Origin of the sequence: Limnohabitans sp. (genome assembly GCF_038134685.1) — a bacterium.
GTDB lineage: Bacteria > Pseudomonadota > Gammaproteobacteria > Burkholderiales > Burkholderiaceae_C > Limnohabitans_A.
The window spans coordinates 8,376-28,670 of sequence record NZ_JAYPVP010000004.1 but is presented as its reverse complement, the minus strand read 5'-3'; the positions used below and the strand labels follow the sequence as shown (position 1 = coordinate 28,670).

18 protein-coding genes and 1 tRNA gene are annotated in these 20,295 nt (G+C 56.3%); 12 read left to right on the top strand and 7 right to left on the bottom strand.

The window, feature by feature from the left end; genetic code table 11:
• Positions 1-309: hypothetical protein (locus tag AAFM15_RS02690; protein ID WP_341685163.1), on the bottom strand; the 309-nt coding region annotated here is incomplete at its 3' end.
• A gap of 123 nt (positions 310-432) precedes the next feature.
• Complete coding sequence (locus AAFM15_RS02685) at positions 433-936, bottom strand: Rrf2 family transcriptional regulator (protein WP_341685162.1); 504 nt, start codon at positions 934-936, stop codon at positions 433-435.
• A gap of 41 nt (positions 937-977) precedes the next feature.
• On the opposite strand from AAFM15_RS02685, the gene AAFM15_RS02680 reads away from it, so the two are divergent.
• Positions 978-2,027 (top strand): MerR family transcriptional regulator, encoded by a 1,050-nt coding sequence (locus AAFM15_RS02680; protein ID WP_341685161.1) that lies wholly within the window; start codon positions 978-980, stop codon positions 2,025-2,027.
• Positions 2,028-2,055: 28 nt separating this feature from the next.
• Positions 2,056-2,559 (top strand): hypothetical protein, encoded by a 504-nt coding sequence (locus tag AAFM15_RS02675; protein ID WP_341685160.1) that lies wholly within the window; start codon positions 2,056-2,058, stop codon positions 2,557-2,559.
• A gap of 116 nt (positions 2,560-2,675) precedes the next feature.
• On the opposite strand, the gene AAFM15_RS02670 is transcribed toward AAFM15_RS02675, so the two are convergent.
• The gene (locus AAFM15_RS02670; protein ID WP_341685159.1) at positions 2,676-3,281 is read right to left on the bottom strand and encodes a nitroreductase family protein; all 606 of its coding nucleotides are present in this window, start codon (positions 3,279-3,281) and stop codon (positions 2,676-2,678) included.
• A gap of 112 nt (positions 3,282-3,393) precedes the next feature.
• Between AAFM15_RS02670 and AAFM15_RS02665 the strand changes: the two genes are divergently transcribed.
• The 9 genes from AAFM15_RS02665 (at position 3,394) to cobA (ending at position 14,683) form a co-directional block, all read left to right on the top strand.
• Positions 3,394-4,017, top strand: coding sequence for an ANTAR domain-containing protein (locus tag AAFM15_RS02665; RefSeq protein WP_341685158.1), 624 nt, complete (start codon positions 3,394-3,396; stop codon positions 4,015-4,017).
• Positions 4,018-4,287: 270 nt separating this feature from the next.
• Complete coding sequence (locus AAFM15_RS02660; protein ID WP_341685156.1) at positions 4,288-5,532, top strand: CmpA/NrtA family ABC transporter substrate-binding protein; 1,245 nt, start codon at positions 4,288-4,290, stop codon at positions 5,530-5,532.
• A 13-nt stretch (positions 5,533-5,545) separates the two neighbouring features.
• On the top strand, positions 5,546-6,448 hold the full coding sequence (gene ntrB / locus AAFM15_RS02655) for a nitrate ABC transporter permease (RefSeq protein ID WP_341685154.1): 903 nt from the start codon (positions 5,546-5,548) through the stop codon (positions 6,446-6,448).
• Positions 6,445-7,248 carry an ABC transporter ATP-binding protein gene (locus AAFM15_RS02650; protein ID WP_341685153.1) on the top strand — a complete coding sequence of 268 codons (804 nt, stop codon included), beginning with the start codon at positions 6,445-6,447 and terminating at the stop codon, positions 7,246-7,248. The genes ntrB and AAFM15_RS02650 overlap by 4 nt, the downstream gene beginning before the upstream one ends.
• A gap of 11 nt (positions 7,249-7,259) precedes the next feature.
• On the top strand, positions 7,260-9,728 hold the full coding sequence (gene nirB, locus AAFM15_RS02645) for a nitrite reductase large subunit NirB (protein WP_341685152.1): 2,469 nt from the start codon (positions 7,260-7,262) through the stop codon (positions 9,726-9,728).
• Between the two features lie 10 nt (positions 9,729-9,738).
• The gene (gene nirD, locus AAFM15_RS02640; protein WP_341685151.1) at positions 9,739-10,125 is read left to right on the top strand and encodes a nitrite reductase small subunit NirD; all 387 of its coding nucleotides are present in this window, start codon (positions 9,739-9,741) and stop codon (positions 10,123-10,125) included.
• Between the two features lie 10 nt (positions 10,126-10,135).
• The gene (locus AAFM15_RS02635; RefSeq protein ID WP_341685150.1) at positions 10,136-12,946 is read left to right on the top strand and encodes a molybdopterin-dependent oxidoreductase; all 2,811 of its coding nucleotides are present in this window, start codon (positions 10,136-10,138) and stop codon (positions 12,944-12,946) included.
• Between the two features lie 52 nt (positions 12,947-12,998).
• A complete protein-coding gene (ybiB, locus tag AAFM15_RS02630) occupies positions 12,999-13,892 on the top strand; it encodes a DNA-binding protein YbiB (RefSeq protein ID WP_341685149.1) in 894 nt (297 codons plus the stop codon).
• Complete coding sequence (cobA, locus tag AAFM15_RS02625; protein WP_341685148.1) at positions 13,889-14,683, top strand: uroporphyrinogen-III C-methyltransferase; 795 nt, start codon at positions 13,889-13,891, stop codon at positions 14,681-14,683. Before ybiB ends, cobA begins: the two co-directional genes overlap by 4 nt.
• A 115-nt stretch (positions 14,684-14,798) precedes the next feature.
• Here the strand turns inward: cobA and AAFM15_RS11700 are convergent, their stop codons facing one another.
• The 4 genes from AAFM15_RS11700 to AAFM15_RS02610 all read right to left on the bottom strand — a co-directional run bounded on the left by AAFM15_RS11700 (position 14,799) and on the right by AAFM15_RS02610 (position 17,466).
• Entirely contained in the window at positions 14,799-15,047 is a 249-nt protein-coding gene (locus tag AAFM15_RS11700) for a DUF6538 domain-containing protein (protein WP_371833075.1), read from the bottom strand.
• 96 nt (positions 15,048-15,143) lie between these two features.
• Positions 15,144-15,217: transfer RNA gene (locus AAFM15_RS02620), tRNA-Gly, on the bottom strand.
• A 23-nt stretch (positions 15,218-15,240) separates the two neighbouring features.
• Entirely contained in the window at positions 15,241-15,801 is a 561-nt protein-coding gene (locus tag AAFM15_RS02615; RefSeq protein ID WP_341685147.1) for a hypothetical protein, read from the bottom strand.
• A gap of 186 nt (positions 15,802-15,987) precedes the next feature.
• Entirely contained in the window at positions 15,988-17,466 is a 1,479-nt protein-coding gene (locus AAFM15_RS02610) for an NAD-dependent succinate-semialdehyde dehydrogenase (protein ID WP_341685146.1), read from the bottom strand.
• 192 nt (positions 17,467-17,658) lie between these two features.
• Here AAFM15_RS02610 and alaS point away from each other — a divergent pair, with 192 nt between their 5' ends.
• The gene (gene alaS, locus AAFM15_RS02605; protein ID WP_341685145.1) at positions 17,659-20,283 is read left to right on the top strand and encodes an alanine--tRNA ligase; all 2,625 of its coding nucleotides are present in this window, start codon (positions 17,659-17,661) and stop codon (positions 20,281-20,283) included.
• Positions 20,284-20,295 lie beyond the last annotated feature (12 nt).

The following is a 20,295-nucleotide window of genomic DNA, read 5'->3' as shown; positions in this document are numbered from 1 at the left end:
CACACGCTTGACCATAGCGCGGATCATGGCCTTGATAATGCGTGGATCACTTTCTTGGAGCAGACACCGATCAGCCCCAGCGTCAAGCCAGGCAGTGGTTTGGTGCTCTAGTTGGCGAGGTAGAAGAACTAGCGTCAGGGGAAGGTTGGCAAACTCAAAAACCTCTTTCAGCCTACTCGGCTCAAAAGGATCATCTGTTGGGAGCACCTCTATGACGAGTACACAGCAATCCAGGTTAGCCCTATCGTGTACTCGCTCACGAAGCTTTTTCAAACTCCACAGCTTAGTATCGGCCTTTGTCGCAAGCATGACGTTGTCATAAACGCATGAGCGCTGCTGGCATACCCACAGAATGCTACCGTTGTGTGTGGTGGAGCAATATGTGGATACAAGCATTTGCTTTTTGACTTGGGTCGCACGCGAGGAAATTGTTTAAGCCTGTTCGCGATGCAAAAATAGGGCTAAATCAAATACTGAGTTAGGTGCTATTGGCTTCAGAACGAGAGGTTCTGGTCCAAGGCGAAAACCTAAACGTGCGGAAGGTAGCTCGCAATGCCAAGCAGAGTCTGCTTCGAAGAATTCACCAATGGTCTTATTGGAGAGAAAACTTTTGATTTCGCAATAAAGCGATCTCTCTAGGGAATCAGTGGCGCGATAACTGCAAGATGTGTCTGAATCATCCGGAGTCTCTAATGCACTCACCACGGACCAGACTGACATTTGGGCAAGTTGCCCAGTGGTGCAGTACCCCCCGCCTGGTCCACGCACGGAACGTACAAAGCCCGCTTCGCGCAGCAGTCGCATGATGCTTTCGATGTGTGAAATCGAAATGCACATCTTTTTCGCCAGCTTTTGTGTGGTTATCAGTGCGCTTTCAGGCGCGCTTCCGATGGTCAACAGTACATCGATGCATAGTTGAGTTTTTTTACTGAACATTGTTGGTTGTTCCGTTGAATTGATTTGGCTAAATCTACTCTATGATTGCGAAAAACGCAGAAATAGCAAAAAATATTGGTTATAAATCAATTCAAAACCTCTTCATGTACATGGTTAAATTGGAAAAAACTCTTCACAAAATCGGGGCTGTTTCAAATCTCAGTGGCGTCCCCGTTCCTACCTTGCGCGTCTGGGAGACTCGATACGAGGCTTTTTCCCCTTCCAAATCAGCAGGTAACCAGCGCCTGTACACCGATGAAGACGTGCTTCGTGCAAGTTTGTTGCGGCAGTTGACTTCAAGGGGGCATGCCATCAGCACACTGGCAAATTTGGATATTGCACTTCTGGGGGCAATGCTGAACAAGCAAAGACTCACCAAGGACGTTCAGTTGCAGGGGACTCAAAAATCAAGATCCGTTTCAGTCGTTGTGATAGGTCTAGCGCTTGCAGCCAGATTTCAGGCGAACCCGCATTTACAACGCAATGACGGCGTGAATTTCCAAGTAACGGATAGCCTGATTGATTTGGACTCTGCGTTACAACAGTCTTGGCAGAGTAGGCCAGATGTGGTGTTAGTTCGTATCAATTCACTTCATTTGGCAACTCATGCAGCCCTGCGCCAATTGATTGACAAACATGCAATTGCTAATGTGATTGTTCTCTACAGTTATGCTCAGCAACGAGTTATTGAAGCCATGAGGCTTGCTGGCATCATTGTGCGCAGGGAGCCGATCAACGATCGTGATTTCGCTGAATTGCTTTATTCGATCTTATTGATCGACCCACGCAACGCCAACGATTTCAATAAGCCCGGAGTAATGATTCCGCCGCGCAAATATTCAGACCAGACTTTGACGAGAGTTGCAGGCATATCGACGGATGTACTTTGTGAATGTCCCAAGCATGTTGCCGAACTTATTACTCAATTGGCCAGCTTTGAGCTATACAGTCAAGAATGCTTGAATAACAGCCACGAAGATGCGCAGCTTCATGCGCAACTTTCTGCCATATCTGGTACTGCAAGGGCTTTGTTTGAGCGAGCGCTGGAGCTTGTTGCCGAGCACGAAAGCATAGATCTGTCCATAGGCTGACGATGCCTATATTCTTTGCGCTTAATCGATGAGATACAAAGCTCAAGCTATTGTTCTGGCAATCATTCTGGTGATGTTGCCTGCGATTCATCTTGAAGTGCAGTCTTCAGATGATAGCTGGCTGCTAGTTGTCGACGGTCGTCCAGTTGATGTTGCCGGACTCTTTTCGCAATTCCATGCACAAGTCACGCGCCGTTGCGATAAAGTAAAGTCGATTCACTCCGAAGACCCACTACACGGTGATGTCTTGCGTGTGATAAGGCATTACAGCCCACCTGACTCTCTTTCCCTACACATCGTAGGTATTAGTCAGTTGGAAAATTGGGTGATCACACAAGTTAAATTCCAGCATCTGAACGACGCAGTGGTTCTTCTAAACACAACTTCACAAGGCTTGAAGCTTGTACATAACGGTATCTGGAGCGGTAGCACCCATCCCCATTACCCTGAGCCCGTGATTCGTCGTTACCTAGAAAGCCGGATCCCCGGAGTCCCCAAAGATCTCATAGGGTGTTTTGCCTATCGAGACTGATCACGACAAAGGCAAGGTATCAGTTTCTTCGTAATCCGTATCAAAAACAGTCGGTGTGAGACTCGCTTGAACATCACCGGTCAAATCACTTTGACCGTGAATAAGCCCCAAAGTTGTCAAGCTTGTGCTTGATCTAGTATTGAAAAGTACTGGGAAATAGAAGGGCGGCAGCGAGGTATGGACATATCGTGGATATGACCAATGTTTACGAAGCACAGGGCTATTTCGGTAGGGTCTAGCTTGAAAATATGCCGGAGTGCACTTGATTGGAGGGCTTTTCCGCTGGTTAACGAACTTCCCAGTCCCTGAGCTGTTGCCATCAGCAGCATGTTTTGAATGGCAGCTCCAGCACTCAGTATGCGTTCATTCATAGGAATATCTGTGTAATGGTCATCTGCACGAACGATGCTGAGTAACAGCCAAGGTGCGCGAAGTGCCTTTTCTTTGGCTTGGGTGCATGCGTGTGCACCGGCATATGTGTCCCGTTCAAGTAAAGCAGACGCAAATGCATCTCCTAATGCGGGGCGCGCATTTGCTGGTATTTCTACAAAGCGCCAAGGCATTACCTGATCGTGATCAGGGGCTGCAGCCGCTGCTTCCAGAATGGAAATCTTTTGAGCTGCGGTAGGACCCGGTCCAATGAGTCGCTTGGGAAGTGTGGTGCGTCGACTCTGAATCAAGGTTTGTGCCCAAATGGCAGCATCGATATCGCTGTAGCTCATGGTCGTCATGTGTCCTTGTTTTTCGGACGGTAAATCTTTGAAGAGGCCACAAAGTTCACTGGCCGACTAAAGGTGAGGTGAACTTCGGCCCGCTTATTGCTTTGCATGGAGCATGCCAGAACCTCTTCGCATTGTTGTCATTGTTTCTGATCCTGTTCTCTCGCAAGGAGATGAACAGGCGATCGCACAGGCTGAAAGGTCGCGCCTACTACGGATTGGCCTTCTCGAGGCAGGGTACAACTTGGTGGCGACGCTCCCTGCAGACCCCTTTCTGACTGAACGTCTGGATCAGTTGCAAGCTGATTTGGTGATCGTGGATGCCGAAAGCGATGCTCGCGATGCCTTGGAGCATGTGGTGATGGCCACGCGCGACGAGCGTCGTCCTATTGTTTTATTCACCAGCGATGACGATACCTCGCATGTCCCGCAGGCTGTGGCTGCAGGCGTGACAGCCTACATTGTTGATGGGTTGTCGCCGGATCGTATCCGTCCAATTTTGACGGTGGCGATGGCGCGTTTTCGCCATCAGGAAGCACTGCTGGCAGAGCTCTACAGTGCGCGCGGTGAATTGCAAGAGCGTAAGGTGGTTGATCGCGCCAAGGGTTTATTGATGCAACGTCAAGGTTTATCTGAGCCCGAGGCGTATGCCAAGCTGCGCAAGGCCGCTATGAACAAGGGTGTGAAACTGGTGGAAATCGCTCAGCAAATGATAGATGTGGTCGAACTGCTTGGCTAACAGAGGAGCTTGACAGGCCTCTTGCGGGGCACAAATGCACCAAGGTCGTGCACTCGCCCAAAGAGGGTGCGCGGGTGTCTCATTTTCCACGGGGAAACCCTGGCACGACCCTTGCAATGAACTGAATAAGACCAACGAAGGTCATCGTTTCAAAGCCCAAAGACGGGCTTGACACTCGGACAAAGGCGTCCCCATGCGTTCGCGCACTGCATTGCAGGCGCAAATCGCGTGAGGACGCCTTTATGTTTTCTTATCTCAAGGAGTTATGCCATGACCGACATTCTGAAAACCAGTTTCAATCGCCGCACTGTGTTGCAAGCTGCTGCTGTGGGCGCGGCGGGGATCTCTCCTGCTCTGCGCTCGGTGGTCTATGCAGCCGGTTCAGATGAACCTGAGAAAAAGGAAGTGAAAATTGGTTTTATCCCACTGACCGACTGTGCCAGCGTGGTGATGGCTTCGGTGTTAGGGTTTGACCAAAAATACGGCGTCAAAATCATTCCTAGCAAAGAAGCCTCGTGGGCCGGTGTGCGCGACAAGCTGACCAACGGTGATCTGGATATGTCACACGTGCTTTATGGTCTGATCTATGGTGTCCATTTAGGGTTGGGAAGTCCTAAAAAAGACATGGCTGTGCTCATGTCTATCAACAACAACGGGCAGGCGATTAGCCTGTCAAAAGCCTTGGCCGACAAAGGTGCTGTGGATGGTCCTTCACTGGCCAAGTACATGGCGGCAAATCCGCGTGAATACACTTTTGCGGGCACCTTCCCTACAGGTACACACGCCATGTGGATGCATTACTGGTTGGCAGCAGCGGGCATCAACCCTGTATCTGGCGCCAAACTCATCACCGTGCCGCCTCCACAAATGGTGGCCAATATGCGAATTGGCAACATGGATGGTTTTTGTGTTGGAGAGCCCTGGAATCACCGCGCCATCATGGATGGTATCGGGATCACAGCCAACACAACACAGGATATCTGGAAAGACCATCCTGAGAAAGTTCTGGGCACCACAGCAGAGTTCGTAAAAAAATACCCTAACACCACTCGAGCCGTAATGATGGCGGTGCTTGAAGCGAGCCGATGGATTGATGCCGGTTTGCAAAACAAGCTGAAGATGGCTGAAACCGTTGCTCAGAAGTCTTACATCAATACCAGTGTAGATGTTATCAATCAGCGCATTTTGGGGCGTTACCAAAACGGCTTGGGCAAAACTTGGGATGACCCAAACCACATGAAGTTCTTCAACGACGGTGCGGTCAACTATCCCTATTTGTCGGATGGCATGTGGTTCCTGACACAACACAAGCGTTGGGGGCTCCTCAAGAGTCACCCGGACTATTTGGGTGTGGCCAAGGCTATCAATCAGACAGCGCTGTACAAGGAAGTGGCTGGGGCGATGAACATCAGTGTGCCTAAGAGCGACATGCGTTCCAGCAAGTTGATGGATGGTGTTGTCTGGGACGGTAAAGATCCTGCGAAATACGCTGACGGTTTCAAGATCAAGGCCTAAGCAGGAGTCCATCATGGTCAGTGCAGTCTTTCACTCGCCCCGAGCGAGCACATCAAGCGCGCCATCAATAGCAGGTACGCAAGGCAAAACACCCGTAAATCACGCTCATACAACAGCGGCAACAACGAGGTCCGGTACGAATGCCCTTTGGCTGGCTGTTCTGCCTCCCATTTTGGGTTTTGGGATGTTGTTGGCGATTTGGGCATTGGTGTCCAAGAGCACGCAAGGCAGTATTCCCAGCCCTTATGAAACCGGAGTGCAAGCTGTAGAGATATTCAGCGAACCGTTTTACCGGAATGGCCCCAACGACCAAGGTGTGGGTTGGAACGTACTGATGTCACTCGAGCGCGTGGCCGTGGGTTTTGGTTTGGCGGCACTCGTTGGTATCCCGGCTGGTTTCGTGATCGGGCGTTTTGCCTTCATCTCACGCATGTTCAACCCACTGATTAGCCTGTTGCGTCCGGTCTCACCGCTGGCCTGGTTGCCGATCGGCTTGCTTATCTTCAAAGGCGCCAACCCGGCGGCTATCTGGACCATTTTTATCTGCTCGATTTGGCCCATGGTCATCAACACTGCCGTGGGCGTGCAGCGCGTACCGCAGGACTACATGAATGTGGCCCGCGTGCTCAACCTCTCCGAGTGGAAGATCGCCACCACCATCCTGTTTCCTGCCGTGCTGCCCTACATGCTGACCGGCGTGCGCCTCGCCGTTGGAACCGCTTGGCTGGTGATCGTTGCCGCTGAAATGCTGACCGGCGGCGTGGGCATCGGTTTCTGGGTTTGGGATGAATGGAACAACCTTAATGTCAAGAACATCATCATCGCGATTTTCGTGATCGGTGGAGTTGGACTGATCCTCGAGTACGCACTGATCCGCGCAGCTACCGCCTTTAGTTATGAGGATTTCAAATCATGAATACAGACAAATTCATTCAGATCCAGAACGTTGAACAGACATTCAAAACTGCCAAAGGCTTGTTCCCGGCGTTGCGCGATATCCAACTCAATATCGCCAAAGGTGAGTTTGTCGCGCTGATCGGCCACTCCGGTTGTGGTAAATCCACACTGCTCAACTTGATCGCTGGCCTGACCACGCCTACAAATGGCGTGTTGTTGTGCGCTAATCGTGAGATTGCTGGCCCTGGCCCCGACCGCGCAGTGGTGTTTCAGAACCATTCGCTGCTGCCATGGTTGACCTGCTTTGACAACGTGTATCTGGGCATTGAACGGGTGTTCGGAAAAACAGAGTCTAAGTCGCAATTGCGAGCCCGTACCGATGCGGCGCTTGCCATGGTGAGGCTGAGCCACGCCGCGCAAAAGCGCCCCGGCGAAATTTCGGGTGGCATGAAGCAGCGCGTGGGCATCGCTCGGGCGCTGGCCATGGAGCCCAAGGTTCTGCTTATGGACGAGCCCTTTGGCGCGCTGGACGCGTTGACCCGCGCCAAGTTACAGGACGAGCTTCTGGAGATCGTCGCCAAGACCCAAGCCACCGTGGTCATGGTCACGCATGACGTGGACGAGGCTGTACTGCTCTCCGACAAGATTGTGATGATGACCAATGGTCCTGCTGCAACTATCGGTGAAGTGCTGGCAGTAGACCTTCCGCGCCCCCGCTCACGGGTCGAACTTGCAGACGACCCTCAATACCAGCTCTACCGTAAAGCAGTGATCGACTTCCTTTATACCCGCCAAGGACATGTCGAGAAGGCAGCTTAAGGAAATTCACCATGGACATGCGCGTCATCCCTAAAACGAAAATGAAACTGGTTATGGTCGGAAACGGCATGGCTGGTGTACGAGCGCTCGAGGAGTTGCTCAAGCTGGCCCCCGACCTCTACGACATCACCGTGTTCGGTGCCGAACCGCACCCCAACTACAACCGCATCTTGCTCTCCCCGGTTCTGGCCGGTGAACAAACCTTGGACGAGATCGTTCTCAATGACTGGGCTTGGTACTCGGATAACGGCATCACGCTGCACGCGGGCTTCAAGGTCACTCAGGTTGACCGAGTGCATCGAACTGTGACCGGAACCAATGCCCAGGGTGAATCCGTAAAGACCAATTACGACCGACTGATCTTGGCGACAGGCTCCAACCCCTTCATCCTACCTCTGCCAGGGCACGACCTGCCAGGTGTACTGGCTTACCGCGACATTGCCGACACGCAGGCCATGATCGACGCAGCGGCTCAGTACAAGCACGCGGTGGTCATTGGCGGCGGCCTGCTGGGGCTGGAAGCGGCCAACGGCTTGATGAAGCGCGGCATGCAGGTCACTGTGGTGCATGTGGGTGAATGGTTGATGGAACGTCAGCTCGATAAGGTGGCTGGGCAGATGCTTCAGACCTCGCTGGAGGCGCGCGGCATGCAGTTTCTGATGAGTGCACAAACTTCAGCGTTTCAGGCCGGAGACGCTGGTCGCGTAGCCAAAGTCGAGTTCAAAGACGGCAGTCACGTGAGCGCTGACTTGGTGGTCATGGCCGTGGGCATCCGACCTAACACCCAATTGGCTGAGAGCATGGGCTTGCATGTGAACCGAGGCGTCGTCGTCACCGATACTCTTCAAACAGTAACTGACCCTCGTATCTGGGCCCTTGGGGAATGTGCAGCACATCGCGGTATTGCTTATGGTCTGGTGGCTCCGTTGTTCGAACAGGGCAAAGTGCTGGCTAACCACCTGGCCGAATTCGGAATCGCGCGCTACCAGGGCTCGCAAACGTCCACTAAGCTTAAGGTGACGGGCATTGACCTGTTTTCTGCCGGTGAATTTATGGGCGGCGAAGGAACCGACGAGATCGTGATGAGCGACCCGGCCGGTGGCGTCTACAAGCGCCTAGTGCTCAAGGACGACAAACTCGTGGGCGCCTGCCTGTATGGCGACACGGTGGACGGTAGTTGGTATTTCAAGCTGCTGCGTGAAAGCCGCAGCGTGGCCGATATCCGCGAGAAGCTGATGTTTGGCGAGTCCAACATTGGCGATGTGGGCCATCAGGGTCAGAGCAAGGCTGCCGCCATGGCAGACAGCGACGAGGTCTGCGGCTGCAATGGTGTGAACAAGGGCACGATTTGCAAGGCCATCAAAGACAAAGGCCTGTTCACGCTGGACGAGGTTCGCAAGCAGACCAAGGCCAGCGCCAGCTGCGGCTCCTGCACCGGTCTGGTGGAGCAGATTTTGATGTTCACCGCCGGTGGCGACTATTCGGCCACACCCAAGATGAAGCCGATCTGCGGATGCACCACACACGGACACCAGGCAGTACGCGATGCTATCCGTGAGAACAAATTGCTTACCACAGGCAGTGTTTTTAAATTTCTGGAGTGGCGCACACCCAACGGCTGCGCGAGCTGCCGACCCGCAGTCAATTACTACCTCATTAGCACTTGGCCTAAAGAGGCGCAGGACGATCCGCAAAGTCGCTTCATCAATGAACGCAGCCACGCCAACATTCAGAAAGATGGCACCTACAGTGTGATCCCGCGCATGTGGGGCGGCGAGACTACAGCCGACGAACTGCGTCGCATTGCCGACGTGGTGGATAAGTACCAGATCCCGACCGTCAAGGTCACAGGCGGGCAGCGCATCGACCTGCTGGGCGTGAAAAAGGAAGACCTGGTGGGCGTCTGGAATGACATAGGCATGCCATGCGGTCATGCCTACGCCAAAGCGCTGCGTACGGTGAAAACCTGCGTGGGTAGTGAATGGTGCCGAATGGGCACACAGGACAGCACGCAGATGGGCAAGGACCTGGAAAAAGCCATGTGGCGCATGTATGCACCGCACAAGGTCAAGTTTGCAGTGAGTGGTTGCCCGCGCAACTGCGCAGAAGCTGGCATTAAGGACGTAGGCGTTATTGGCGTGGACAGCGGCTGGGAGATGTATATCGGTGGCAACGGCGGCATCAAGACCGAAGTGGCCGAGTTCTTCGTCAAGCTCAAGACTGCAGAAGAGGTGCTGGAGTACACCGGCGCCTTCATGCAACTCTACCGCGAGGAAGGCTGGTACTTGGAGCGCACTGTGCACTATATGCACCGTGTGGGTATGGACCACATCAAGAAGAAGGTGCTGAACGACGAGACCAACCGCAAGGCACTATGGGCGCGACTCCAGCATGCACTGGATGGCGAGCCCGACCCCTGGTTCGAATTTGAAAAAGCGCATGTGGACACCCGTCAGTTCGAAGCTATGACCACCGTTTAAGAAAGTTACTATGCCCAACTGGAAAGAAATCTGCCGTGTCGACGATATCCCCGTGCTCGGTGCGCGCCGAGTGGCGCGCGACCAAGGCCTGGATGTGGCGGTCTTCCGTAACGAGGAGGACGAGGTGTTTGCCTTGCTCGACCGTTGTCCTCACAAAGGCGGTCCGCTCTCGCAAGGTATCGTATTTGGTCAACAGGTTGCTTGTCCATTGCACAACTGGACGATTGGGCTGTGCGACGGCATGGCGCATGCTCCAGACGAAGGCTGCACACCGCGATTTACAGTCAAGGTCGAATCGGGTGTGGTGCATTTGGATGCAGACGAGCTGCTTGGTCACGCTACCGACCTAACTCGTCCTGTTGCAGGCCCGATGTCGCGCAAGCTCACCTGCGTTTGATGGTGAGAGCATGACAGATGCGCTGTGCCAAACCAAATCGACCTGCCCCTACTGCGGTGTAGGCTGCGGCGTCATCATCGAGTCGCGTGGCTCGCAGATCACCGGCGTGCGCGGTGACCCTGACCACCCAGCCAATTTTGGGCGCTTGTGTACAAAGGGCCAGTCGCTGCACCTGACGGCCGCACCTCATGTCACGGCACAGAGTCGGCTGCTCACGCCTCAGTGGCGCCAGGTGCGCGGACAGGCACCTCAGGAACTGAGTTGGGACAGCGCTATCGAACTAGCCGCCTCGCGCCTGGCCGCTATAGTGCGCGAGCATGGGCCTGATGCATTGGGCTTCTACATCTCTGGCCAGTTGCTCACCGAGGACTACTACGTATTCAACAAGCTGGCCAAAGGGTTGCTAGGCACTAACAACATTGACAGCAACTCGCGCCTGTGCATGAGTAGTGCAGTGGCCGGCTATAAGATGACTCTGGGTGCTGATGCGCCGCCCGCCTGTTACGATGACATTGCACAGACGCAATGCTTGTTCATTGCAGGCAGCAACGCAGCTTGGGCGCACCCGATACTGTTTCGCCGTATCGAAGACGCCCGTAATGTCAACCCGGATCTGAAAATGATCGTGGTAGACCCTCGCCGTACAGATACCGCCGATATGGCCGATCTGCACCTGCAAATTCAGCCCGGCACCGACGTGATGCTGTTCCACGGGCTGCTGCATCTGATGCTGCGCGAGGGCTGGACGCAGCCAGCGTACATTACTCAGCACACCAGCGGATTTGAAGTCTTGCAGGCGCTGGTGGCTGACCATACGCCCGAGCGTGTGACGCAAATTTGCGGCATTTCAAGCCAAGATCTTCTGACGGCTGCCCGCTGGTTTGCCACGGCTCCATCCACCCTGAGTCTGTATTGCCAGGGCCTGAACCAGTCGAGCAACGGCACCGCCAAAAACGCCGCGCTGATCAACCTGCACCTTGCTACCGCACAAATCGGTAAGCGTGGTGCTGGACCGTTATCGCTGACGGGTCAGCCCAACGCTATGGGCGGGCGCGAAGTCGGTGGGATGGCCAACCTGCTCTCGGCACACCGCGACCTAGGCAACCCACAGCACCGCGCAGAAGTTGCGGCCTTATGGGGCGTGCCCGATGTGCCTGCCAAGCCGGGGTTCACCGCAGTCGAAATGTTTGAAGCTGCCGCCGATGGCCAGATCAAGGCCTTGTGGATCGCCTGTACCAACCCGGCACAGTCCATGCCCGACCAGAAGACAGTGCGTCGCGCCCTGGAACGAGCGGAATTTGTCATTGTGCAGGAGGCCTTTGCCACCGCTGCCACTTGCGAGCTGGCCGACCTGCTTTTGCCTGCTACCACCTGGGGCGAAAAAGAAGGCACTGTCACCAACAGCGAGCGGCGTATCAGCCGCGTGCGCGCCGCCGTCCCGCCAGCGGGTGAAGCCCGCCACGACTGGCAGATCGCTTGCGCGATCGGCCAACGCATGGCTGTGGCGCTGGATCGCTCGAAAGACTCCCGCATGCTGGACTACGGTAGTCCCGAGGAGATCTGGAAAGAACACCGCAAAAGTACTCGTGGGCGCGATCTCGACATAACTGGTCTGAGCTACGATTTGCTGGAACAAGCCCCGGCCCAATGGCCCCGATCCGAAGGAGCCGCGCACAGCACAGCACGCCTTTACACCGACGGCCGCTTTGCTACGCTCGATGGCCGCGCGCGATTTGCAGCCGTGCGTTGGGAACCCGTGGCCGAAGAACGGGTATCGCAGTTTCCCTTCTCGCTCACCACCGGCCGCCTGCGCGACCAGTGGCACGGCATGACGCGCACTGGCACCGCCGGCCGCTTGTACGCACATAGCCCTGAGCCCTGCGTGCAGATGCACCCAAAGGACTTGCAACGCTTGGGACTGCAAAACGGTGAGCTGGCGCAAGTGCGCAGCAAGCGCGGTAGCCTGGTGCTGCCGGTGCAGGCCAGCGAACAGGTGGCACCAATGCAGGCCTTCATTGCCATGCATTGGGGGTCCGAGGTGCTTAGCGGTCGCGACGCCCAAGGCCAGCCCAACTTAGGCATTAACGTGCTGACCACGTCAAGCTTTTGTCCCACGTCTAAGCAGCCAGAACTTAAGCATGCAGCAGTGCAGATTACACCCGTCGCACCCGGCTGGCAACTTGTGGCCATGGCCTGGCTGCCTGCTGACAACGTTTGGCGGGCACATCATGCGCTGAAACAGCACCTTACTAGCTTTGAATTTGCCAGCCTGGTGCCATTTGCCGACCCTGCTGCCGACCTGTCCGACCAGACGCCGCGTACGGGCTTGTTGCTGCGCGCCATGTCGCATGAGGCCTGTGTCCCCACCTTGTTGCAAGAGGTAATGGCGCAGCTTGGCCTGGATTCGCCGGACACCCTGCGGTATCAAGACAGTGAACGTGCCCAGCTGCGAACCTTGCGCCTCAGCAAACCCAATGTACAAATTCAGCGAACCTTGCAAGGTTTTGCTGTGGCGGGTGACACCCGTTCGGCCCGCTGGCTGCAAGACCTGCTGGAGCAAGGCCAGGCACTGGACTGGCCCGCACGCCAGTGGCTGCAGGCCAGCAGCACTACGCCGCAAGGCTCGGCCCCGGCCAGCCGCCAGGTGTGCAGCTGCCTGAACGTACGCGAGGAAGCCATCATTGCCTGCCTGCAGGACCAGACGGGCAGCGACAGCGAACGCTTGACGCAACTGCAGGATCAGCTGCACTGTGGCACACGTTGCGGCTCTTGCGTGCCTGAACTCAAACGCTTGGTCCGCCAAGTGCCTCTGCCAGTTTAAGTGCGCATACCTGTATAAAACCAAGCAATCAAGTTTCTAGTCAACCCACACCATGAGCATCAGCCAATACATCAAGAGCATCGGCCGCGGCAAGGACGGCGCGCGAGCGATCGACCGCGTGCAAGCGGCCGACTTGATGGGACAGGTGCTAGATGGCCAGATCACCGAACTAGAGTTGGGCGCTTTTTGCTTGGCCATGCGAATCAAAGGTGAAACACCCGAAGAGTTGGCTGGTTTTCTGGACGCCACGCATGATCGTCTTAACAAGATAGCTACCGGTGGCGTTCCTACCGCAGTGCTGCCCAGCTATAACGGTGCGCGCAAGCTGCCGGTTCTCACGCCCCTGTTGGCGCTATTGCTGGCGCGCGAAGGCGTGGCTGTGGTGGTGCACGGCAGCATGACTGAAGATAAACGAGTACCGGCCGAAGCGGTGTTCGCCGAGTTGGGGATTCAGCCTTCGGCGGGCAGCGCCAACTCGGGCCAGGTAGTGTTCGTGCGCACTTCCACGTTGCATGCAGGACTGGATCGCCTGCTGTCGGTACGCCGCGTGGTGGGCCTGCGCAACAGTGGGCATAGCTTGGTCAAACTGATGAATCCTTGCGATGGTCCTGCTCTGGTGGTGGGCAGCTATACACACCCCGAATACCTGCAGTCGATGTCGGCTACATTTGCACTCACTGGCCAACATGCCTTGCTGCTGCGCGGCACCGAAGGGGAGCCAGTGGCCGATGCACGCCGCACTCCTGCCATGGACGTGTTCAAGAACGGCACCATCCGACGCATGCAAGAGCAACGTGAAGGCTCGCTCGAACAACTGCCTGATATGCCGACCATTGATGCAGCCAGTACTGCCGCCTACATCCATCAAGTGCTGCTCGGTGAACGCGCTGTGCCCGAACCGATTGCTCAGCAAGTGCAACACATCCTTCGAGAGGTTACGCCATGAAACATTCTGCCGTGATTTCTGCCAGCGGCAGCCACTGCACTCTAGTGGGCGCCGGCCCCGGTGACCCGGAGCTGCTGACCCTCAAAGCAGTGAGAGCCATTGCACGCGCCACCGTGCTGCTGGTGGACGACCTGGTCAACGATGCTGTGCTGGAACACGCCAAGCCCGACGCCCGTATCATCCATGTGGGCAAACGCGGCGGCTGCGCCAGCACATCCCAGGCCTTTATCCACAAACTGATGGTGCAGGCCGTGCGCGAAGGTGAGACCGTGGTTCGCCTCAAGGGTGGCGACCCCTTCATTTTCGGACGCGGCGGCGAAGAAGTAGAGCATCTGCGCGAAGAAGGCATTGAGGCCGAAGTGATCAACGGCATCACCTCGGGTTTGGCCGGTTTGACGAGTCTGGGTGCACCGCTGACCCACCGCAACCGTGCGCACGGCGTGGTCTTCATCACCGGACACGCCAAGCCGGGTGACGAGGGCACCGACTGGGTCGCGCTGTCGCGCACCGCCTATCAGGCAAAACTCACGCTGGTGATCTACATGGGCGTGAGCAGTCTGCACCACATTCAAACCGGCCTGCTGCAAGGCTTGCCCACCGACACGCCGGTGGCGATTGTGCAAAACGCCAGCTTGCCGCATCAGCGCGAAGCCCTGACCACATTAGGTCAGCTGGCAAGCACCATGACGCGTGAAGGCTTGAAAAGCCCTAGCATCATCGTCGTGGGTGATGTGGTGCAAGGTGTCCGGGCGTGGGAAACCGAAATGGTTGTCCATCGCAGAGCCGCATAAAGTACGTTTCAAAGGATGTTTGAATATCTGTAGAGTGGGGGCAAGGCAGTGGGGACCATTGTTTCCAAGTCGATGCAGTTAACTACTTTGCATAACCATCAATTTGTGACCCAAATCAATGTCGCTGTGGCAACAAACGTGGGTATGGCCCAGTAGAAAGATGCTCAGGCTGAGTTGTCTCAAAGACAGACTGGTAGTGGGACCAAAATCGTTTTGATAACTGTACAGCAACGAATTCGCTGCTTGTGCGAAGCGGGTGACGAATTTCTGATTTGCCAAGGGCAAGGCGTAAGTGCTTGGGGACGACGAGGCGGAAGTAAAAACCGCTTGTGCGTTTGAGGAGGTGCTGCGTCAGGTATGACATTTCCAAGGGCTTTCTTTGGTCATGGTGGACCAAAGCTTGGACATTTGTACCTCAAGGATTTTGAAAAAATCCTTATAAATCAATAGCTTAAGTGTTTGGAGCGGGTGATGGGAATCGAACCCACGTTATTTGCTTGGGAAGCAAGAGTCCTACCATTGAACGACACCCGCGCTGTTGGGTGGATTGTAGCGCTTTAAGGTGCGCCAACCGACCTGCGCGGTAGCCATTGAAGCACGATGAACAACAGCAGCATCAAGCTCAGGCTGCCCAGATAGTCACCCACCATCATGGCCAGGGTGTTCATGTTCCAGTCGTTGATTTTTTTCAACCCGGCCAGCACGAAATATGTGTTGGTCGTGACCGCGTGCAACAAAATGGTGACAAGGTCGAGCAGGGGGAGCTGAAGTAATTTAAGGTTGCTCAAATCGCGGCGGATGCCCATCAGCCGCATGCTCAGCACAATGCCGGCCCAAGTGGACAGAGTGCTGATGGCGACATAGGGAATGGCCATCTCAATACTCAGCTCTGGCCAAAACGCGGGCACCATGACCAACAAACCCAAAAAGCTCCCAAGCGCTCCCCAGCGGCCGGCGAGCAAGATCGATACGTGTTTCACACCGGCTGGCAAAAACAAAAGCGAAATGCCTTGTCCGTATAAAAACCAGGGGTCTAGGTATTGGTTGAGTTTGAAAGTCAGGAAGTAGGCAACCGTTGCCAGCGCGGTCAATCCGAGTTGTTCTAGCCTAGGCTGCATATCGATATTTGAAATATTCCTAGGAATCTATTCTATGGTTTTGCTCGCGAATTTTTGATTTGCCCTATCCATCGTTAACCCGCATGGTTGCTGCATTGTTTATAGAAATTGAAGTGCATTTGAGTGCATAAGGCCGTCAGCAAAAAGCCCACCGAAGTGGGCTTTGAAATTTGGATGGATTTGGGATTATTTGAGAATGTCCCCCAAGCACAGGTATTTGATTTCCACGTAATCGTCAATGCCGTGGTGCGAGCCTTCGCGGCCCAAGCCCGACTGCTTGACGCCCCCAAAGGGGACATGTTCAGTGGCCAGAATGCCTACGTTGATGCCCACCATGCCGTATTCCAGCGCCTCGCTCACCCGGAAGATCCGGCCCACATCGCGGCTGTAGAAGTAGCTGGCCAGACCGAAAATGGTGTTGTTGGCCGCGTCAATGGCTTCCTGCTCTGTCTTGAACTTGAAGATGGGCGCAAAAGGGCCAAAGGTTTCTTCGGTGGCGCACACCATGTCGGCGGTGGCGTCGGCCACCACCGTGGGTTCAAAGAACTGACCGCTCAGGCGCTTGCCACCGGTGAGTACACGGGCGCCTTTGGCGATGGCGTCTTGCACATGGCGCTCCACTTTTTCAATGGCCGAGGGCTCAATCAACGGGCCCTGGTTCACGCCATCTTCAAAACCGTTACCCACCTTGGCGGTGGCCACTTTGGCAGCGAACTTTTGCGCGAACTGCTCGTACACGCCTTCCTGAACATAAATGCGGTTGGAGCACACGCAGGTCTGGCCCGCGTTGCGGTACTTGCTGGCAAAGGCGCCTTCGACGGCGCTGTCAATGTCGGCGTCGTCAAACACGATGAAGGGCGCATTGCCACCCAGCTCCAGCGACATTTTCTTGACTGTGGGCGAGGACTGCGCCATCAAAATACGGCCTACTTCTGTCGAGCCAGTGAAACTGATATGGCGCACCACATCGCTGGCACAGAGCACCTTGCCGATCGCAATCGAGTTGTTGGCATCTGCGGTGATGATGTTGATGACCCCAGCCGGAATGCCTGCGCGCATCGCCAGTTCTGCGGCGGCCAAGGCGGTGAGCGGTGTTTGCTCGGCCGGTTTGATGATGACGGAGCAACCCGCTGCAATGGCCGGAGCCACCTTGCGGGTGATCATGGCCAGCGGGAAGTTCCAGGGCGTGATGGCCGCGCACACGCCAATGGGCTGGCGAATCACCATCAAGCGGCGGTTGTTGTCAAACTGGGGCAGGGTCTCGCCATTGACGCGCTTGGCTTCTTCGGCGAACCACTCGACAAAGCTGGCGCCATAAGCCACTTCGCCACGCGACTCGGCCATGGGTTTGCCGTTTTCGGCGGTCATCAGGCGGGCTAGGTCTTCGGTGTTGGCGATCAGCAGGTCGAACCATTTGCGCAACAAAATGCTGCGCTCTTTGGCAGTTTTGTTTTTCCAGGCCGGCCAGGCGGCGTTGGCGGCGGCAATCGCCGCTTCGGCGTCTTTCGCGCCCAGGTTGGCCACATCGGCCAGCTTGTGGCCCGTGGCCGGGTCGCTCACTTCAAAGCGGCTGCTGCCTGCGACCCATTGCCCATTGATCAGTGCATCGGTTTTCAGCAGGGAAGGGTCCTTGAGCAGGGCCAGGGGCGAGGTCTTCATGTCCATCAGGTCTCCTTTTGAAGTCAGTTGAGGGTAGAGCTGAAGATCTGCCCTCAAAAATATTTAACTAGTTAAATAAATTGTGCCACGATTCAATCGTCAACAGTTGGCGCAAGCATAAAGTCCTCGCAACGGTGGCGCTGTCACCTTGGGGCAAAACCTATAATGACCTGTTGCTTTTATTTGCCGCATGACACCATGAGCCAAGCCGTTTTTTCTGTTGCAGACATCCGCAAGACCTTCCTCGACTTTTTCGAGTCCAAGGGCCACACCGTGGTGGCGTCCAGCCCGCTGGTACCGGGCAACGACCCGACGCTGATGTTCACCAACTCCGGCATGGTGCAGTTCAAGGATGTGTTTCTGGGCACCGACAAGCGCTCGTATGTGCGCGCCGCGTCCGTTCAAGCCTGTTTGCGTGCAGGCGGTAAGCACAACGACCTGGAGAATGTGGGCTACACCGCGCGCCACCACACCTTCTTCGAGATGCTGGGCAACTGGTCTTTTGGCGACTATTTCAAGCGTGAATCGCTGACCTGGGCCTGGGAGCTGCTGACCGAGGTCTACAAGCTGCCCAAAGAAAAGCTGCTGGCCACCGTCTACCAGGAAGACGACGAAGCCTATGACATCTGGACCAAAGAGATTGGCCTGCCACCCGAGCGCGTGATACGCATTGGCGACAACAAGGGCGGCCGCTACAAGTCCGACAACTTCTGGATGATGGCCGACACCGGCCCCTGCGGCCCGTGCTCCGAAATCTTCTACGACCACGGCGACCACATTCCGGGAGGCCCCCCGGGTAGCCCCGAAGAAGACGGCGACCGCTTCATCGAGATCTGGAACAACGTGTTCATGCAGTTCGAGATGCACGAAGACGGCACTCTCACCAAGTTGCCCGCGCCCTGCGTGGACACCGGCATGGGCTTGGAGCGCTTGGCTGCCATCTTGCAACACGTTCACAGCAACTACGAAATCGACCTGTTCGACCAGCTGATCAAGGCCGCTGCCCGTGAAACCGGCTGCGCCGATCTGTCGAGCCCCAGCCTGCGCGTGATTGCCGACCACCTGCGCGCCACTTCTTTCCTGGTGGTGGACGGGGTGCTGCCCAGCAACGAGGGTCGTGGCTATGTGCAGCGCCGCATCGTGCGCCGTGCCATCCGACACGGCTACAAGCTGGGCAAAAAGACACCGTTCTTCCACAAGCTGGTGCCCGATCTGGCTAAGCTCATGGGGGCGGCGTACCCCAATCTGGCCGAGAATGCCGACCGCGTCATGGCTGTGCTCAAGGCTGAAGAGGAGCGCTTCTTCGAAACCCTCGAAACCGGCATGCAGATCCTGGACGCAGCGCTGGACGGTGGCGTCAAAGTGCTGCCCGGCGAAGTAGCCTTCAAACTGCACGACACCTATGGCTTCCCGCTGGACCTGTCGGCTGACGTGTGCCGCGAACGTGGCTTGTCGGTGGACGAGGCCGGTTTTGCCGCCGCCATGGAAAAGCAGAAGAGCCAGGCTCGCGCGGCCGGCAAGTTCAAGATGGACAAGGCGCTGGACTACAGAGGCGCGGGCAACGACTTTGTCGGCTACGACGAACTGGCCGCGCACAGCAAGGTGCTGGCTTTGTACCTGGACGGCAATGCCGTGACCGAGCTGCAAGCCGGCCAGCAAGGCGTGGTCGTGCTCGACACCACCCCGTTCTACTCCGCCACCGTCGGTCCGGAGGGAGCCGAGGCTCTGTGCAACACCGGCGTTGCCCAGAGCCATGTGCTTGACACGCAGAAAATCAAGGCTGATGTGTTTGGCCACCACGGCGAACTGCAAAGCGGTAGCCTCAAGGTGGGCGATGCCGTACAAGCCCACGTCAACACCGAGCAGCGCGCCGCCACCGTGCGCAACCACAGCGCCACGCACCTGATGCACAAAGCCCTGCGCGAGGTGCTGGGTGGCCACGTGCAGCAAAAGGGCTCGCTGGTCAACGCCGAGCGCACCCGTTTCGACTTTGCGCACAACGCCCCGGTGACCGACGCCGAAATCCGCCAGATCGAAGCCAAAGTCAATGCTGAAATCCTGGCCAACGCCGCAGCTGCAGCGCGTGTGATGGACATTGAAAGCGCCCAGAAGACTGGCGCCATGATGCTGTTCGGCGAGAAGTACGGCGAGACCGTGCGCGTGCTTGACATCGGCTCCAGCCGCGAACTGTGCGGCGGCACCCACGTCAAAGCCACGGGCGACATCGGCCTGTTCAAGATCGTCAGCGAAGGCGGCGTGGCCGCAGGTGTGCGCCGCATCGAAGCCGTGACCGGCGAAAACGCGCTGGCCTACCTGCAAAGCCTGGAAGACACCGTGGCGCAAGCCTCCGGCACGCTCAAGGCCCAGCCTGCAGAGTTGAACAACCGCATTGCGCAAGTGCTCGACCAGGTCAAGGCTCTGGAAAAAGAACTGGCTGCCGCCAAAGGCAAGCTGGCTTCGGCCCAGGGCGACGAGCTGGCCATGCAGGCTGTGGACGTCAAAGGCCTGAAGCTGCTGGTGGCCAAGCTGGACGGTGCCGACGCCAAGACGCTGCGTGAAACCATGGACAAGCTCAAGGACAAGCTCAAAACCGCTGCCATCGTGTTGGCCGCTGTGGACGGCGACAAGGTGCAGATCGCTGCGGGTGTGACGGCGGACAGCATTGGCAAAGTCAAGGCCGGCGAGTTGGTCAACTTTGTGGCCCAGCAGGTGGGCGGCAAAGGCGGCGGCAAGCCCGACATGGCCATGGCCGGCGGCACCAATGCCGCAGCTTTGCCCCAGGCCCTGGCCAGCGTGCAGGCCTGGGTGGCCGAGCGCGCGTGAACCAGATTCCCG

Bases quoted from the DNA above. Each gene is read 5' to 3' on its own strand.
- AAFM15_RS02685 (WP_341685162.1), bottom strand. From the start codon at position 936: ATGTTCAGTAAAAAAACTCAACTATGCATCGATGTACTGTTGACCATC.
- AAFM15_RS02680 (WP_341685161.1), top strand. From the start codon at position 978: ATGATTGCGAAAAACGCAGAAATAGCAAAAAATATTGGTTATAAATCA.
- AAFM15_RS02675 (WP_341685160.1), top strand. From the start codon at position 2,056: ATGAGATACAAAGCTCAAGCTATTGTTCTGGCAATCATTCTGGTGATG.
- AAFM15_RS02670 (WP_341685159.1), bottom strand. From the start codon at position 3,281: ATGAGCTACAGCGATATCGATGCTGCCATTTGGGCACAAACCTTGATT.
- AAFM15_RS02665 (WP_341685158.1), top strand. From the start codon at position 3,394: ATGCCAGAACCTCTTCGCATTGTTGTCATTGTTTCTGATCCTGTTCTC.
- AAFM15_RS02660 (WP_341685156.1), top strand. From the start codon at position 4,288: ATGACCGACATTCTGAAAACCAGTTTCAATCGCCGCACTGTGTTGCAA.
- ntrB (WP_341685154.1), top strand. From the start codon at position 5,546: ATGGTCAGTGCAGTCTTTCACTCGCCCCGAGCGAGCACATCAAGCGCG.
- AAFM15_RS02650 (WP_341685153.1), top strand. From the start codon at position 6,445: ATGAATACAGACAAATTCATTCAGATCCAGAACGTTGAACAGACATTC.
- nirB (WP_341685152.1), top strand. From the start codon at position 7,260: ATGGACATGCGCGTCATCCCTAAAACGAAAATGAAACTGGTTATGGTC.
- nirD (WP_341685151.1), top strand. From the start codon at position 9,739: ATGCCCAACTGGAAAGAAATCTGCCGTGTCGACGATATCCCCGTGCTC.
- AAFM15_RS02635 (WP_341685150.1), top strand. From the start codon at position 10,136: ATGACAGATGCGCTGTGCCAAACCAAATCGACCTGCCCCTACTGCGGT.
- ybiB (WP_341685149.1), top strand. From the start codon at position 12,999: ATGAGCATCAGCCAATACATCAAGAGCATCGGCCGCGGCAAGGACGGC.
- cobA (WP_341685148.1), top strand. From the start codon at position 13,889: ATGAAACATTCTGCCGTGATTTCTGCCAGCGGCAGCCACTGCACTCTA.
- AAFM15_RS11700 (WP_371833075.1), bottom strand. From the start codon at position 15,047: ATGTCATACCTGACGCAGCACCTCCTCAAACGCACAAGCGGTTTTTAC.
- AAFM15_RS02615 (WP_341685147.1), bottom strand. From the start codon at position 15,801: ATGCAGCCTAGGCTAGAACAACTCGGATTGACCGCGCTGGCAACGGTT.
- AAFM15_RS02610 (WP_341685146.1), bottom strand. From the start codon at position 17,466: ATGGACATGAAGACCTCGCCCCTGGCCCTGCTCAAGGACCCTTCCCTG.
- alaS (WP_341685145.1), top strand. From the start codon at position 17,659: ATGAGCCAAGCCGTTTTTTCTGTTGCAGACATCCGCAAGACCTTCCTC.